The organism is Dactylosporangium siamense, from assembly GCF_016862795.1.
In the GTDB taxonomy this organism is placed as follows: domain Bacteria; phylum Actinomycetota; class Actinomycetes; order Mycobacteriales; family Micromonosporaceae; genus Dactylosporangium; species Dactylosporangium siamense.
Genome location: NZ_BONQ01000049.1, coordinates 69,983 through 85,227 on the forward strand (window position 1 = coordinate 69,983; position 15,245 = coordinate 85,227).

The window sequence follows — 15,245 nt, forward strand, 5'->3', positions numbered from 1 at the left end:
GCGGTGTAGTTTTCGCTGGGAGTACCCGAGCCAACTCGAAGGACGAACGTGAGCACTCTGCCCAACGCGCGCACCGCCGACCCGCAGGACGCCCCGCCGATCAAGTGGGGCATCATCGCGCCCGGATGGATCGCGGGCCAGTTCGCCGCCGCCGTCCACCGCCACTCGAAGTCCAAGGTGGTCGCGGTCGGCTCCAGCTCCGCGGAGCGCGCCCAGGAGTTCGCCGCGCGGCACGGGGTCGCCCGCGCCTACGGCTCCTACGAGCAGCTCGTCGCCGACGGTGACATCGACGCGGTCTACGTCGCGTCGCCGCACAGCCACCACTACGAGCAGACCCGCCTGGCGCTGTCCGCCGGCAAGCCGGTCCTGGTCGAGAAGGCCTTCACGCAGAACGCCGCGCAGGCGTCGGAGCTCATCGAGCTGGCCCGCACCTCGGGGCTGCTGCTGATGGAGGCCATGTGGAGCCGCTTCCTGCCGCACTACGACATCGTGCGCCAGCTGCTCGCCGACGGCGCGCTCGGCGACGTGCAGACGGTGATCGGCGACCACGGCCAGCACTTCGACCTGGCCCCGACGCACCGGCTGCTCAACCCGGCCCTCGCCGGCGGTGCCCTGCTGGACCTCGGCATCTACCCGATCTCGTTCACGTCCTTCGTCCTCGGCGCACCCGAGGAGATCCAGGCGACCGGCACCATGACCGACACCGGCGTCGACGCCCAGGTGTCCGCGGTGCTGCGGACCGGCCGCGCGCACGGGATCATCTCCACCACCCAGACCTCGGCGACGCCGACCACGGCCAGCGTCTCCGGCACCGCGGCCCGCATCGAGCTCGCGGGCCCCTTCTACCAGCCGCAGTCGGTGCGCTTCACGGACCTGACCGGCGACACGCAGCAGAGCGCGCCGGGCACCGTCGCCGGCCACGAGGGCCTCGTCTACCAGGCGACGCACTTCGCGGACCTGCTGGCGGCGGGTGCCACCGAGTCACCGCTGCTGCCGCTGAGCGAAACCCTGTCGATCATGCGGACGATGGATGAGATCCGCCGCCAGATCGGGCTCGTGTACCCCAACGAATGACGCGCCCGGCCGGGTGGTGATCGAGGGGGCGGGTCGTTCGATCAGCACGCGATCGTCGCCGGGGCGGCGCGGGCGGCGGCGGACACCGGCCGGCGCTTCGACGAGGTGCTCGCCGCCGACCCACGCGTCGCGGCGCACCTCGACCCCGCCGCGGTCGCGCGGCTGGTCGATCCGGACCGGTACGCCGGCCTGTCCGCCGGCATCGTGCTGTCGACGGCCGGTCGCCCATCGTGCCGAGCAGGACCCCGGTCTCGGCGAGGGACGGCAGGACCTGGCCGCCCGAGCCCGCGACTCCGCCGCCGTGATCAGTGCCGGCGGGCCGGCCCCGGCACTGAACTGAACCCCGTCACCCGGCCGGCGACGTCACCGCCACCGACCGGCGGACGTAGGCGGTGTCGTGGAGTTCGGTGAGCATGAACTCCGCGAGGTCGGCGCGGGAGATCCTGGCGGTGAAGGAGAGCCGCAGGTCGGTCCCGGCGCGGCAGCGGCCGGTGCGGGGCCCGTCGGTGAGCACGGGGGCGCGGACGACGGTCCAGTCGGTGCCGCTGTCGCGCAGGAGCGCCTCCATCCGCTCCTTGTCGCGGAGCACGGCCCGCGCGAGCAGCCATGACACGGCGACGTACGCGGTGCGGTGCCGGCTGTCCGCGACCCCGTAGTTGCTCAGGACGACGAGCCGGCGCGGGCCGCCGCCGGCCATGGTGGACAGCACCGTGCGGATGCCGTCGGTGCAGATGTCCGGGCCTCGCCGCGGCCGGCCGAGGGTGCTGACGACCGCGCCGGCGCCGTCGAGCGCCCTGGCCACCGCCGCCGGGTCGCGCACGTCGCCGCCGACCACATGCAGCCCGGGCCGTGGGTGGATGCGGGCCGGGTCGCGGGCGAGCGCGCTGACCTCGTGGCCTCGTTGCAGGGCCCGGTCGACGACGACGCGGCCGGCGCGGCCGGTTGCGCCGAGAACAGCCAGACGCACGGGAACCTCCTTGATCAACTTATCCGGCACGCGTGTGCCGTTTAGCTGATACAGTGCCCCGGAGGTATCGAGACGTCAACCCTGGAGGCCAGTCATGCTGATCGTCGCCGGAACCGGCTACGTCGACCCCGACCACCGCGACGCACTCCTGGAGAGCCTGGCGCCCGCCGTGCGCCGGGCCCGGACCGCACCCGGATGCCTGGACTACGTGGTGGCGGCCGACCCGATCGAACCCGACCGGGTCAACATCTACGAGCGGTGGGAGTCCGAGGCGCACCTCGGCACCCACCTGGCCGGGAGCGCGCCGGCGCCGATGCCGGAGGTGCGCGCCGTGGAGGTCGTGCGCTACGACGTCAGCGGCGCCCGTCCCCTGCGGGGCTGAGACGTGGACCGGGTCGCCGAAGCGGTCCGGATACGATCGCAGCGATGGCACCATCGGACCGGACCCCGGACGCCCTGCACGCCGACGCGCCGGGCCGCCCGCAGCGCGCCGACGGCAGGCGCAATCAGGCGCGGGTGCTCGAAGAGGCCTTCGCCGCCTTCGCGGAGCACGGTGCGGCGGTCTCGATCCGCGAGATCGCCCGCCGGGCGGGGGTCAGCACCGGCACGGTCACCCGGCACTACCCCACCAAGGAGGCGCTCTTCCGGGCGGTCGCGCTGCACCGGATCGAGCACCTCGTCCGCAGCGCGGAGGAGATCACCGCCCGCGAAGACCCGGCCACGGCCTTCTTCACCTTCTTCGCGCTGCTGGTGCGGCAGAGCGCCGCCGACCACGCCGTCGGTGACGCCCTCACCGGCGCAGGCTTCGACCTGCAGGCCGCGGCCTCGACGGCGATCCACGACTTCGGCGCGGCCATGGCGGGCCTGCTCAGCCGGGCGCAGCGCGCCGGTGCGGTGCGCGGCGACGCCGACGCCGCCGACGTCAAGGCCCTCATCGCCGGCTGCATCGCCCGGCCCGACGACGGCACCGCCCAGCGGCGCATGATCGAGATCGCCTGCGACGGACTGCGACCCCGTCCGGCCTCCTGAGGTGAAAAATGCCCGAACATTGTTGGTACTGCCAACACTTGATATGTTGGTCGTACCAACAATGTTTGGAAATTTGGAGGCCGTCTCGTGGGCGAAGCACACATCTTGATCATCGGCCGAAGCCCGACCGTGATCCTCGACGCGGTCGCGATCCTGCGCGGGAAGGGCTTCCGCGCGGACGCGACGAACCAGTTCGACACGGTGCTGACCGACTACGACACCGCCGCGGTCGATGTCGTCGTCTTCGGTGGCATGGTCCCGCCGCACGCCAAGCAGCACCTGAGGGACGCGATCGCCGGGGTCAACGACCACGTCAGGTTCGTGCAGGGACTCGCCGGGATCGCCGGGCTCATCGCCGCCCAGGTCGAGGGCGTCACGTCGAGAGCCGGCACCGGCGGCGACGCGGCCTACGACCCGGCGACGCGAACGGTGCGGCTCACCCTGCGGGAACCGGCCCGGGTGGTCGTCGAGGCCTGGTGGCTGACCTCGTTCACGCCACCCGAGCCGAAGAGCGCCTCGACCCGCGTGGCCGACACCCTCCTCGGCGCGGGGGAGCACGCCGTCGCACTCCCCGCCGAGGTTCCGGACCGGGCGTCATTCGTCACCGTGTCCGTCGGGCCGGCCGTCCACGCGTTCGTGGTGGGCGCCATACCCGAAGCCGTGACCGGCATGGCGCCGACGCGGCTCCCGGCCGTCCGGGCGGTGGCGACCCACGGCGAATGAACCGGTCAACCCGTCGGCGGCGCGGACCCGTCGGCGAGGAGCTTCGACATGAGGGCGACGAACTGCCGCCGCTGCGCGGCGGTCAGCGGGCTCAGCAGCCGCTCCTGAACACCGTCGACGACGGCGTCGAGCTCCCGGAGCTGCTCCGCCCCGGCCGCGGTGATGGTGACGATGTTGCGGCGACCGTGCCCCGGGTCGGCGGACCGGCCGACGAGCCGGCGCGACTCGAGCTCGGACAGCACCGCGGTGACGTCGCTGCGATCGATCCCGGTCGCGCGACCGAGGTCGGCCTGGCTGGCCGGCCCCCACTCCTCGAGCGCGGCCAGCAGGCGGTAGTGATAGCTGCGCAGCCCACCGCCGTGTGCCTCGAACCCGTCCGCGAGCAGGCCCGACGACCGGGCGAAGAGCCGGCTGACGAGCCACGTCGGACGGTCCTTGACGCGGGCGGGAGCGCGGCTCGACGCAGGCATGGGCAGAACCTACCAGTCGTTGGCGCGGCCAACACCCGTGAACCCGCCCGTGCAACCCTCCGCGGCGTCTGGCACGTTGGGTGCTTCGGATCGGGCGGGGTTACGGAGGACCGGGCGGATGGCTGAGGGGTTCATGGCGCGGCTGGGCGGCTGGTGTTTCCGGCGCCGCTGGTGGGTGCTGGGCGTCTGGCTGGTCGTGGTCGCCGGAGGGGTCATGGCCGCCGGGCCCCTGCTCGACGCGATCTCCGAAGGCAACAGCGTGCGCAAGAAGGTCGAGTCGATCGAGGCGTACGACCTGATCAGCACCGCCGAGGACTCATCCGGTCAGGTGGTCGCCCTGGTGGACCACGTCGACCCGGCCGCGGCCGACGTGCGCACCGCCGTCGACGCGGCCACGGCCCGCCTCCGCGGCGTCCAGCACGTCCGGCAGGTCGAGGCGACGGCGGTGTCGGCCGACGGCCGCGCGTTGCTCGTCGTGGCCACCCTGGAGAAGGTCGACAAGCCGGTCCGCAACGCCGCCGTCGACCGGGTCGAGACCGAGTTCGACCGGCTCGACGCCGAGCTGCCGGCCGGTGCCGACGTCCGCGTCGGCGGGTCCGCCACGATCAGCCGCGACTCGGGGGCGACCCTCGCCGCCGACCGCAACCGCGCCGAGCTGCTGTCGTTGCCGCTCACCCTCCTCGTGCTCGTCTTCGTGTTCGGCGGTCTGATCGCGGCCGGCCTGCCGGTCCTGGCCGCGGTCGTGTCCGTCGCCGCCGCCTTCCCCGTCCTGTACGTGTTCACCACCTTCACCGACGTCGACGCCAACGCCTTGACGGTCGCCTCGCTGCTCGGCCTGGGCCTGTCCGTCGACTACGGGCTGCTGCTCGTGGCCCGCTACCGCGAGGAGCTCGCCGCCGGTTTCGGGCCTGACGTCGCGATCGGCCGGGCCTGGGCGACCGCGGGGCGCACCATCCTGTTCAGCGCGCTCACCGTCGCCGCCGCGCTCGCCGGCCTCCTCGCGTTCTCGGTCCGCCAGCTCACCGCGCTCGGCGCGGCGGGAGTGTCGATCGCCCTGGTCGCGATGCTGGTGTCGCTGACGTTCACCGCCGCGCTCATCGGCATGGCCCGCAAGCGCCTCAAACCGTCCCGCGGCGCCGGCCGGGACGAGGCCGGCAGCGGGTTCTTCGCCGCCCTCGCCGCGCTCGTGCAGCGCCGCGCGGTGCTGGTCGCCGTGCTCACCGCGGCGCTGCTGCTGGCCGCCGGCCTGCCGCTGCTGTCCGCGACGGTGAAACTGCCCGGCCAGGACGGCATCCCGAGCGACATCGAGTCGATCCAGGTCGCCGGCGAGCTCAAGACCCGCTTCGGTCGGTCGTTCGCGCCGTCGGTCACGCTCATCGCGCGGACCGGCCCGGCGGACCTCGACGCGTACGCCGCCCGCTGGGCCGGCGACCCGGCCGTCGCCGCGGTGCAGCCGGCGAAGCCCGCCGGGTCCGGCCTCGCCGCCGTCGAGCTGCGGCTGCGCGGCGGCGCGCAGGACGACGCGGCCCAGGACCTCGTGCGCCGGCTGCGGTCCGACCGTCCCGACGGTGTGCAGTCCTGGGTGACCGGTGACGCGGCGGTCCTGGTCGACCTGGTCGACCTCATCATCGACGACCTGCCCCTCGCCCTGGGGATCACCCTGACCGCGATGCTCGTGCTGCTGTTCGCGATGACCGGCTCGGTGGTGGTGCCGGTGAAGGCGATCCTGGCCAACGTCGTGTCCCTCGGCGCGACGCTCGGCGTCATGGTCGCCGTGTTCGAGCACGGCTGGCTGGCCGGGGTGCTCGGCACCCTCACCGTCGGCGGCCTGGACCCGTTCGTGGTGGTGATCCTCTTCGCGTTCGCGTTCGCGCTGTCCATGGACTACGAGGTGTTCCTGCTCGGCCGGGTCAAGGAGTACGTCGACGCCGGCGACGACACGAACACCGCCGTCCGGCGCGGCCTGCAGCACACCGGCCGGGTCATCACCTCCGCCGCGCTGCTCATGGTCATCGTGTTCGGCTGCTTCGCCGCGGCGAGGATGGGCAGCATCGAACAGATCGGCCTCGGCCTGGCCACCGCGGTCCTCATCGACGCGACCGTGGTGCGCTGCCTGCTCGTGCCGGCCACGATGACCCTGCTCGGCCGCTGGAACTGGTGGGCACCGGCGCCGCTGCGCCGCCTGCACCGGAGGGTCGGCCTGAAGGAGTCGACGTTGCCGCCGGTGGAGGAGCCGGCGAGCGTGCCCGCCATGCGGTGATGTGCATCGACCGCCGCGGCCTGGGTACGACCCGATCATGACCCATACGCATATGACGGCCGCTGCGGCGCTCGGCGCCCAGCGGTTCGTCTCGCTGACCACGTTCAAGAAGAACGGCGCCGCGGTCGCCACACCGGTGTGGATCACGCCGGACGGCGCCGCGCTCGTCGTCACCACTCCCGCGGAGAGCTGGAAGGTCAGGCGCCTGCGCCGCGACCCGCGGGTGCTGCTGGTGCCGTGCGGGCGCACCGGCAAGGTCCGCGAGGGGGACCGGCCGGTCGAGGGGATCGGGCAGATCGTCACCGACCCCGCCGAGGCGGACCGGATGGCGGCGCTCGTCCGCCGCAAGTACGGCCTGGAGCACCGCGTGATGATGCTGGTCGAACGCCTCGTCGCGGGCCGCCGCAGGCCACGGGTGATCGTGCGGATCACCGTCGCCGAGTAGGCGTGTACCGTTGCACGATGCGTCGCACCGGGTTCGTCGACGCGGTCGATGGCCTCGGCCGCCACGACCACGTCTGCTGGGTGTTCGACGGGCCCGAGGACTATCTGCCCGTCGTGGCGAGGTTCCTGGCCGACGGGCTGGAAGGCGGTCACCGGGTCGTGTTCGTCGCCGACGGTGCCCGCCCCGGCGACCTGGACGGCGTCGACGGCTTCGCCGCGGCCCGGGCGGCCGGCGCCGCGCAGGTGTGGGACCTCGCGGCCTATGGCGGCGCGGGGCCCGTCGACCCGGACGCCCAGGTCCGCGCCTATGCGGCGATGACCGAGCAGGCGATCGCCGACGGCTTCGCCGGCCTGCGGGTCGCCGCGAACGCGACGCCGCTGGTCCGCACCGCGCAGGCGCGCGCCGCGTTCGCCCGATACGAGTTCCTGGTCGACGGCTACATGGCCCGGCATCCGATGTCGGCGATGTGCGGCTACCACCGCGGTGAGCTGGGCGGGGACGCCGTGGCCGAGCTGGCCGGCATGCACCCGCTGGCGCGGCCGTCCTCGACGGCGCTGCGGCTGTTCGCCGCCGACCCGCGGACCACGACCGCCGCGGCGGCGCTGGCGGGGGAGATCGATCTGGCCGGTCACGAGCAGCTGCGGACCGCCCTGGCCCGTGCCGACCTCACCCCCGTCGGGGGCACCGTCACCGTCGACGCGCGCGAGCTGGCCTTCATCGACCACCGGGGCCTGGCCCTGCTCGCCGGGCACGTCCGCGACCGTGGTGCCACCATTGAGCTGCTGGTGGGCCGGCACGGTCCCGTGTCGCTGCTGGCCGGAGTGCTGCAACTGGACAATCTGCGAGTGGTGGCGTCATGAGAACAGGACCGGCCGTCGGTCACGAGGGGATCTTCCACGAGGCCGCCTTCTACGCGTCCGACGAGGAGTTCCTCGCGGTGGTGCTGCCGTTCCTCCAGGGCGGCGTGGCGGCCGGCGAGCCGACCGTCTCCATCTTCGGCGGGCACCGCCAGCAGCTGATCCGCACCGCGCTGGGGGCCGGCAGCGACGTCGTGTTCATCGACGGCGGCGCCCACTACCGGCGCCCGGCCGCGGCGATCCGGCGGCACCGGGAGATGTTGGCCGGCTACGTCGCCGGCGGCGCGACGCAGATCCGCATCACCGGCGACGTGCCGCATCCCGGTGTCGGGGTGCCGTGGGAGTGGTGGGCCCGCTACGAGGCCGCCGCCAACGAGGTCTACGCCGAGTTCCCGATGTACGGTTTGTGCCCGTACGACACCCGCACCGCACCGCTCGAGGTCCTCGACGACGTCCGGCGCACGCATACGCACGTCGTGACCGCCGACGGGCAGCGGCAGCGCAGCGCCACGTACCACGCGCCGCGGGACTTCCTCGCGACGGCGGTCGCGACGGTGCCGGACCCGGTCGAGGCCCGCCCGCCCGGATGCGAGCTGTCCGACCCGCTGCCCGCCCACGCCCGGGCCGCGGTCGCGGACCTGCAGCGGGTGGCGGCGCTCGGCGAGGACGAGCTCAACGGGCTCCTGCTCAGCGTCAGTGAGGCGGTCACCAACGCGATGATCCACGGCCGCCCGCCGGTGCGGGTGCGCGCCTGGGCGGAGCCGTCCCGGATCGTCGTCGCCGTCACCGACGGCGGCCCCGGGCCGGCCGACCCGGCGGCCGGGCTGATGCCCGCCGGCGGACCGGGCGGCCTCGGCCTGTGGATGGCCCACCAGCTGTGCGCCTACGTGTCGCTGTGGCGCGATGCAGACGGTTTCACGATCCGCCTGATCGCCGAGAACCCCACGCTCTGACCGCTGCGGCGATCCACTGCTTGGGAGCGTTCCCACGACAGGGCCCGATCCCGCTAGGGTGTCGGCGTGCTGGCGATCATCTGGGGTGCGATCCGAACCCGCCGGGCCTCCGCCGTGGTCATGGCGATCCTGGTCGCCATCACCGGGGCCGGGCTCGGCGCGGCCGGTTGGATCGCCACCCGGGACGCCGCGGCCGCCTCCCAGGCCCGCATCGGCGGTGAACCGCCGGCCCGGCGCACCCTGAGTGTCCGCGGCAGCGTCGCTCTCGGCGCCGACCCCGCCCAGGCAATGACCCGGTTCCGCGCCACGACCGAGTCGACCGCGGGGCTGCCGGCGGAGCGGGCCGTGGCGGGGGTACGGCTCCAGGGCGTCCTCGAACCGCCCGGCGGCGCCGGCCGCACCGAGGCCGAACTGCGTTACCGGGACGACGCCTGCGCCAACCTCGAACTCACCGGCGCATGCCCGGCCGGGCCGGGCGAGGTCGCGCTGCCCACGACCCTGGCCCTCCGGCTCGGTGTGGCCGTCGGCACCCGCATCCGGCACGACAACGGCAAGAGCAGCGAACCGACCCCGCTGCTGGTCGTCGCCACGTTCGATCCGCGGGACCCGCTCGGCTGGTGGTGGACCGGGCAGCAGGGCGACGCGGCGTTCGCGACGCTCGACACGGTGGCGTCGGCAGGGGTCCCGGCGACCGCGACCTACGACCTGCTGCTCCCCGCGGCCCAGTTCACCGGCGGCGACACCGGTGCGGTGGCCGCCGCCGTCGCCCGGCTCGGCAAGGGCGGCGCTCTCGAGGTGACCTCCGGCGCGGACGCGCTGTCGCAGGCCGTGGCGGGCGAACGCTACGCCGTGACGCACGGCATCGTCTTGGCGGCCGTCCAACTCGCCGCGATCGGGTGGATCGCCATCGCGGTCAGCGCCTGGTACGCGGCCGAGGCCCGGCGCGGTGACGCCGCCCGGGTCGCACTGCGCGGGGCACGGCGCCGCCGGGTCATCGTCGCCACGTCCGGGCAGAGCGCGGTGCCCGCCCTCGCAGGCGCCGTCGCCGCGGGCGTCCTCCTCACGCTCCTACTGCCGGACACCGGAAGCGGACCCGGCACCGGCGACGGGCCCGGCCCGGCAGCGGCGGCGGCACTGGTCGGCGCCGGCGCGCTGCTGCTCATCGTCGCGGCCGACTGGCGGCTCACCCGGGCGCCGCTGCAGCAGCTGCTGCAGTTCGCGCCGCCGCGCCGGGCCGCGCTCGCCGGCGCCGCCCTGGAGTTGACCGTCTTCGCCCTGGCAGTCGCGGCCGCCTACCAGTCCGCGGTCACCGGTGAGGCGCCCGTCGACGGGTTCGGGCTGGAGCTGCTGGCACCTGTCCTGTTCGCGGTCGCCGGTGCGGTGCTGCTGACCCGGCTGCTGCTCCCGCCGGTCGTTGCCGCGGGACGCGCGGCGCTGGTCCGTGGCAGGCTCACCGGCGGGCTCACCGCGCTGTTCCTGGCGCGGCGGACGTCGGCGTACCGGATCGTGCCGGTGCTCGCCGCCGCGGTCTGCGTGTGCGGGGTCACCGCGCAGGACTGGACCCGCGCCGACGCGGCCCGCCTGCACCGCGCCCAGGCGGAGATCGGCGCCGACCGGGTGCTGACCGTCGCGCCGGTGCCGCGGGCGCGCCTGCTGGCCGCCGTCCGCTCCGCCGACCCGCAGGGCCGCCACGCCATGGCCGTCGTCGCGTCCGGCACCACCGGCCCCGGTCCACGGATTCTCGCCGTCGACTCGCCCCGGCTGCGGGCCGTCGCCGCCGTCGATCCCGGCGCCGCCGCCGACCGCCTGCGCCCGGCGGCGCTGCCCCCGACCGACGTGACCGGCGCGGCCCTCACGCTACGGGCGGCCGGCGACGGCACCGTGGCGCTGCGGCTCCTGCTGAGCGTCGCGGACACCGGTGCGACGGCACGCGCTGACTTCGGCACCATCAGCGGCGCGGGGGAGTACCGCGCCGACGCACCCGCCTGCGGGACCGGCTGCCGGCTGGTGGCGCTGGAGCTCGACGGTGTCCCGGGCGCCGCCCTGGACCTGGTGGAGCTGCGCGTCGACGGCCGGATCGTCGTGGACGGCGCCGCGTTCGCCGACCCGGCCCGATGGCGGACCGCGACCGGTGACGTCGACCCGGGCGTGCAGCGGTTGCGCGCCGACGGCCGGATGCGGCTGGCACTTGTCGCACCCGCCGGCGACGGCCCGGCCGACCGGCGCATCTACGCCGTCGACGCCCCGCTGCCCCTGCCGGTCGTCGCCACCGCACAGGCGATCCGCGCCCCGGACCAGAGCGGCATCAGCGACCTGACCCTGGCCGGCGTGCCGGTGCCGGTCCGGCCGGTCATCGAGACCCGGCTGCCGGCCAGGGCCGGCGGGGTGGTGCTGGTCGACCTGGAGTACAGCAACCGGCTCACCGCCGGGCGCACCGAACCACCCCGCCCGGGCGACATCGACCAGGTGTGGCTCGGCACCGCAGCGCCGCCGGGCCTCGAGGACCGGCTCGCCGCGGCCGGACTCGTCGTCATCGGCAGCGACTCCGTCGCAGCCGCCGAGCAGCGGCAGGCGCGCCTGGGCCCGGCCGCCGCGCTGCGCTTCCATCTGCTGGCCGCGGCCCTCGCGCTGCTGCTGGCCGGCAGCGCGCTGACGGTCGTCGCGGCCGTGCAGCGGCGTGAGCGGCTGGCCGAGGTCGCGGCCCTGCGCACCCAGGGGGTGCCCGCACGGGTGGTGCGGGCCGCGGACCGCTGGTCCGCGCTCGCACCCGTGGCGCTGGCGCTGGCGATCGGGTCCGTCGCCGCGGCGCTGGCCCGGTGGCTGCTGCGCTCGCCGGTCCGGCCGTTCACCGACGGCTGGGTCGTGGACGAGCCGGCGGCCTCGGCACCCGCGCTCCTCGTCGCGGTCGCCGTCGCCACCGTCTGCCTCGGTGCGGCGGCGCTGGGCTCCGGCCGGATCGGCGGACGTCGATGATCGCGCTCACGCTCGCGGTGTTGTGGGCCCGCCGTCGCCAGGCGGCCGCGCTGTTCGTGCTCGCCGCGCTCGCCACCGGCGGGGTCGCGCTGGCGCCGGTGTACCTGGCCCGGGTCGAGGCCGGCATCGTCGCGGACAAGGTAGCGCTGGCCCGCGCCGACGAGCGCGCCATGCTCGTCGCCGCGACCGTGGAACCCGACACCACCGGAGCCATGGACCAGAGCTTCGAACGCCAGGGCGCCCGGCTCCTCGACCCGCCCGGCTACACGCAGGTCTTCTCGGCGTCCTTCGTGGCGCAGCCGGCGCAACGGCCGGCGGTCTTCCTCGACGGGACCCGGCAGGTGACCTACCGGCAGGACGTCTGCGAGCACGTGCAGGTCGTCTCCGGCCGGTGCCTGATGAGCCTGGGCGACGCCGTGCTCACCGAGGACACGGCCCGCCGGCTGGAGGTGCGCCTCGGCGATCCGATGTCGCTGACCGCGTCGGCGTACAACTCGAGCACGAGCCAGTTCGTGCTGGCCGGCCCACCCGGCTTCCTGACCGTCGTGGGGATCGTGCGGCCGATCTCCTCGCCGTACTGGGGTCGGGGCTCCGACGCCCCGGCCATCGCCCCCGTCTACGTGGATCGCCGCACGCTCGACGGCTTCTCCCGGCCGTCGGAGCTGCAGGTCTTCGACGCATACCCGCAGCCCGGCGCGATCAGCCTCACCACGCTGTCCCGGTTGCGCGCCTGGCTGGCGCAGGTCGACGCCGCCGGCACGGACGGCAAGGCGTCGATCGGCCTCGGTGACCTGCTCGACCGGATCGACGCGGACCGTGCCGCGGCCCGGGAGCCGGTGCCGTTCGCGGCGATCCCCGTGGCGTTGCTCGGCTGCGCGGTGCTCGTCCTCGCCGCCGCGACCGGCGCCCGCGCGAGCCGCTTCGAGCACGGCGTCGTGGCACTGCGCGGCACCCACCGGGCCGCCCGCTGGTGGCTGGCGAGCGCCGAGCCCGTCATCCCGGTCCTCGCCGGTGGACTCGCCGGAGGACTGACCGGCAGCCTGATCGCCGGCGCCGGGGCACTCACGGCGCTCGGGTACGGCGCCGGCCTCACCGTCGCGGCGGTGCTCGCCAGCGCGATCGTCGCCATCCGCGCGGTGTCGGCGCCGCTGAGCGACCTGCTACGGCGGGTCGACCGGCGCGCCGCCCGGTGGCGCTCGGCGACCTTCGACGTGCTGGTCGGGCTCCTCGCCGTCGTGGCCGTCACGCACTTCCACGCCTCCGGCGACAGCGTGTACGGTGTGGCGCCGCTGGCCCCGGCCCTGCTGATGCTCGCGGTGGCCGTGCTGGCGGCGCGGGCCATGCCCTTGCTCGCGGCCCGGGCCGGCGCGTCCGCGTTGCGCCGCGGTCGCCTGGTGCCGGCCCTCGCAGCGCTGCGCCTGGCGCGCCAGCCGGCCGGCCGCCGGGTGTTGACCGTGCTGGTGGCCGCAGTGGCGCTGCTGGGCTTCGCGACGACCGGCGTCACCGTCGCGGTCGGCTCCCAGCAGGCGCGGGCGGACACCGCGATCGGCGCGAGCCGGGTGCTGAGCATCGCGCCGACCACCCGCCAGCGACTGCTCGCGATCACCCGCGCCGCGGACCCGCAGGGCCGCTACGCCATGGCGGTCGTACCGTTCAAGGACCTGCTCGCGGTGGACGCCACCCGCCTGCCGGCGGTGGCCGTGTGGCATCCGTCGTACGCCGACGACGCACTGCCGGACCTGGCCCGCGCACTGCACCCGATCCCGGCCGCGCCCGCCGTCGCGGTGCGGGGCGACACGGTGGCGTTCGACATCACGGCCTCCCGGCTGGACGGTCTGACCCCGGACCTGGTCGCGCACCTGGCCCCGCTGGACGGCGCGGCCGGCGTCGAGGTGCGCCTCGGCGAGCTGGCGCCCGGCCGCCACATGTACTCCGGGCCCGCCCCCTGCACCGCGGGCTGCCGCCTCGCCGGCCTCGAGGTCGACCTGACCGGATCGTCGGGCCCGACGGTCACCCTGACCCTGCACGGACCGCTGACCCGCGATTGGCGCACGCCCCCGGACGCGACGGTCACCGCGGCCGGCGACGGCGTCCGGTTCGAGCTGCACGCCGGCGCCCGCCGGGACGCGGGCCTGCTGCGCCCGGCCGGCGTCCCCGACCGGATTCCGGTGCTGCCGACCGGGCCGCTGCCCCCGGACGGCCTCCTCGACGCCTTCGACGACACCCCGATCCCGGCGACCGCGGTCGCGACCGCGCGCAACCTGCCCAGGCTGGGCCGCAACGGTGTGCTGATCGACCTCGAGTACGCCGACCGCCTCGCCGGGGACTCCGGCAGCACCCAGGGCGCCGAGGTCTGGCTCGCTTCCGACGCGCCGCCGGCCGTGGTGGACGCGCTCACGGCCGCCGGTCTGACCGTCACCGGTGAGCGCACCCTGTCCGGTGAGCGGGCATTGCTGAGCCGGACCGGCGGCGCCCTGGGCATGCGGTTCTCGCTGTTGGCCGGGGTCGCCGCCGCGGTGCTGGGTGCGGCCGCGCTCCTGGTGACCGTGGCCGGCGGGGACCGGGCCGACCTGACCGCACTGCGGCGGCAGGGCGCTCCGGCACGGATGACGCGCCGCGTGGAGCGGGCGGCGGCGCTGGCGCTGGTGGCGGTCGCGTTGGTCGTGGGATCGGCCGCGGCGGTTGTCGCGTGGTTCGCCGTCGGTCGGTACCTGCCGGCCGTGGATCCGGGGTACGTCCCACCGCCGGGGCCGTTGCTGCTGTCGCTGTGCGCCGCGGCGGCACTGCTCGGCGCGGGCGCCCTCGTGGGTGCGCGGTCGCGCGGATCCGGGTAGCCGGTCCGGCCTGATCGGATGAGGTCGAGGCGTGGTCCCAGTCGATCTGTGAGTGCAGGACGCCCGGGCCGGCGGAGGTCATCATCAGCTCGGGCACGAAGCAGCGCGCGGACGTGCGGATGAGGAACCGGACCGACCCGGCGAGCCCACCGCGTACGCGGCCGCGTCGGCGTTCATCGAACCGTGGCTGGCCGACCGTTTCGAGCTCGCCACCACCGTGCCGGCCGGCCCGTAGGCACCTCAGGGCGGCGGACCCGCGGTGCCGGCGCGGTGCCGGCCGGGGGTGGTGCCGACGACCGCGGTGAAGGCGGCGATGAAGCCGCTCGGGTTCGCCCATCCGCAGGCGTGAGCCACGCGCGTCGTGTCGTGGCCCTCGGCGAGCAGGACGAGCGCGTGGCAGACGCGCAGCTGGGTGCGCCACTCGTAGAAGGTCATGCCCAGCTCGTCGTGGAAGAGCCGGCTGAGTGTGCGGGCGCCGGCGCCGACCCGGCGCCCGAGCACCGCCAGCGAACTGGCGTCGGCGGGGTCGGCGCCCAGGATGCGAGCGACGGCCCGCAGCCGGTCGTCGCGTGGCTCGGGCAGGTGCGTGGGCTGCTCGTGCGCCTCCCGCAGCTCATCGACCAGCACCCGGTGCAGGCGGGCGCGGGCGCCCGGGTCGAA

At 75.2% G+C, this 15,245-nt stretch carries 13 protein-coding genes and 1 pseudogene; 11 read left to right on the forward strand and 3 right to left on the reverse strand.

Features of this window, described 5'->3' with window-relative positions; all coding sequences use genetic code 11:
• The first annotated feature begins 48 nt into the window (after nucleotides 1–48).
• Both Dsi01nite_RS15805 and Dsi01nite_RS58885 read left to right on the forward strand, forming a co-directional pair.
• Complete coding sequence (locus Dsi01nite_RS15805) at nucleotides 49–1,074, forward strand: Gfo/Idh/MocA family protein (RefSeq protein WP_203846895.1); 1,026 nt, start codon at nucleotides 49–51, stop codon at nucleotides 1,072–1,074.
• Between the two features lie 42 nt (nucleotides 1,075–1,116).
• Nucleotides 1,117–1,485, forward strand: a pseudogene (locus tag Dsi01nite_RS58885) (hypothetical protein); the annotation flags it as partial.
• On the opposite strand, the gene Dsi01nite_RS15815 reads toward Dsi01nite_RS58885, so the two are convergent.
• Nucleotides 1,421–2,041, reverse strand: coding sequence for an NAD(P)-dependent oxidoreductase (locus tag Dsi01nite_RS15815; protein ID WP_203846896.1), 621 nt, complete (start codon nucleotides 2,039–2,041; stop codon nucleotides 1,421–1,423). The pseudogene Dsi01nite_RS58885 and the gene Dsi01nite_RS15815 sit on opposite strands and share 65 nt — an antisense overlap.
• Before the next feature lie 94 nt (nucleotides 2,042–2,135).
• Here Dsi01nite_RS15815 and Dsi01nite_RS15820 point away from each other — a divergent pair, with 94 nt between their 5' ends.
• The 3 genes from Dsi01nite_RS15820 to Dsi01nite_RS15830 all read left to right on the forward strand — a co-directional run bounded on the left by Dsi01nite_RS15820 (nucleotide 2,136) and on the right by Dsi01nite_RS15830 (nucleotide 3,793).
• Complete coding sequence (locus Dsi01nite_RS15820; protein ID WP_203846897.1) at nucleotides 2,136–2,423, forward strand: putative quinol monooxygenase; 288 nt, start codon at nucleotides 2,136–2,138, stop codon at nucleotides 2,421–2,423.
• A gap of 44 nt (nucleotides 2,424–2,467) precedes the next feature.
• Entirely contained in the window at nucleotides 2,468–3,070 is a 603-nt protein-coding gene (locus Dsi01nite_RS15825) for a TetR/AcrR family transcriptional regulator (protein WP_203846898.1), read from the forward strand.
• Between the two features lie 105 nt (nucleotides 3,071–3,175).
• Nucleotides 3,176–3,793 carry a hypothetical protein gene (locus Dsi01nite_RS15830; protein ID WP_239135917.1) on the forward strand — a complete coding sequence of 206 codons (618 nt, stop codon included), beginning with the start codon at nucleotides 3,176–3,178 and terminating at the stop codon, nucleotides 3,791–3,793.
• 5 nt (nucleotides 3,794–3,798) lie between these two features.
• Here the strand turns inward: Dsi01nite_RS15830 and Dsi01nite_RS15835 are convergent, their stop codons facing one another.
• Nucleotides 3,799–4,263, reverse strand: coding sequence for a MarR family winged helix-turn-helix transcriptional regulator (locus Dsi01nite_RS15835; protein ID WP_203846899.1), 465 nt, complete (start codon nucleotides 4,261–4,263; stop codon nucleotides 3,799–3,801).
• 118 nt (nucleotides 4,264–4,381) lie between these two features.
• On the opposite strand from Dsi01nite_RS15835, the gene Dsi01nite_RS15840 reads away from it, so the two are divergent.
• From Dsi01nite_RS15840 to Dsi01nite_RS15865, 6 genes are all read left to right on the forward strand, one after another.
• Nucleotides 4,382–6,523, forward strand: a complete 2,142-nt coding sequence (locus tag Dsi01nite_RS15840; RefSeq protein WP_239135918.1) for an MMPL family transporter — start codon at nucleotides 4,382–4,384, stop codon at nucleotides 6,521–6,523.
• 37 nt (nucleotides 6,524–6,560) lie between these two features.
• The gene (locus tag Dsi01nite_RS15845; RefSeq protein WP_203846900.1) at nucleotides 6,561–6,968 is read left to right on the forward strand and encodes a PPOX class F420-dependent oxidoreductase; all 408 of its coding nucleotides are present in this window, start codon (nucleotides 6,561–6,563) and stop codon (nucleotides 6,966–6,968) included.
• Nucleotides 6,969–6,985: 17 nt separating this feature from the next.
• Entirely contained in the window at nucleotides 6,986–7,828 is an 843-nt protein-coding gene (locus tag Dsi01nite_RS15850; RefSeq protein ID WP_203846901.1) for an MEDS and STAS domain-containing protein, read from the forward strand.
• Nucleotides 7,825–8,778 carry an anti-sigma factor RsbA family regulatory protein gene (locus tag Dsi01nite_RS15855; RefSeq protein ID WP_203846902.1) on the forward strand — a complete coding sequence of 318 codons (954 nt, stop codon included), beginning with the start codon at nucleotides 7,825–7,827 and terminating at the stop codon, nucleotides 8,776–8,778. The genes Dsi01nite_RS15850 and Dsi01nite_RS15855 overlap by 4 nt, the downstream gene beginning before the upstream one ends.
• Before the next feature lie 66 nt (nucleotides 8,779–8,844).
• The gene (locus tag Dsi01nite_RS15860; RefSeq protein WP_203846903.1) at nucleotides 8,845–11,751 is read left to right on the forward strand and encodes a hypothetical protein; all 2,907 of its coding nucleotides are present in this window, start codon (nucleotides 8,845–8,847) and stop codon (nucleotides 11,749–11,751) included.
• Nucleotides 11,748–14,585: a hypothetical protein gene (locus Dsi01nite_RS15865; protein ID WP_203846904.1), complete on the forward strand. Its 2,838-nt coding sequence runs from the start codon at nucleotides 11,748–11,750 to the stop codon at nucleotides 14,583–14,585. Before Dsi01nite_RS15860 ends, Dsi01nite_RS15865 begins: the two co-directional genes overlap by 4 nt.
• 240 nt (nucleotides 14,586–14,825) lie before the next feature.
• On the opposite strand, the gene Dsi01nite_RS15870 is transcribed toward Dsi01nite_RS15865, so the two are convergent.
• On the reverse strand, nucleotides 14,826–15,245 hold a 420-nt coding region (locus tag Dsi01nite_RS15870; protein WP_203846905.1), incomplete at its 5' end, for a helix-turn-helix transcriptional regulator.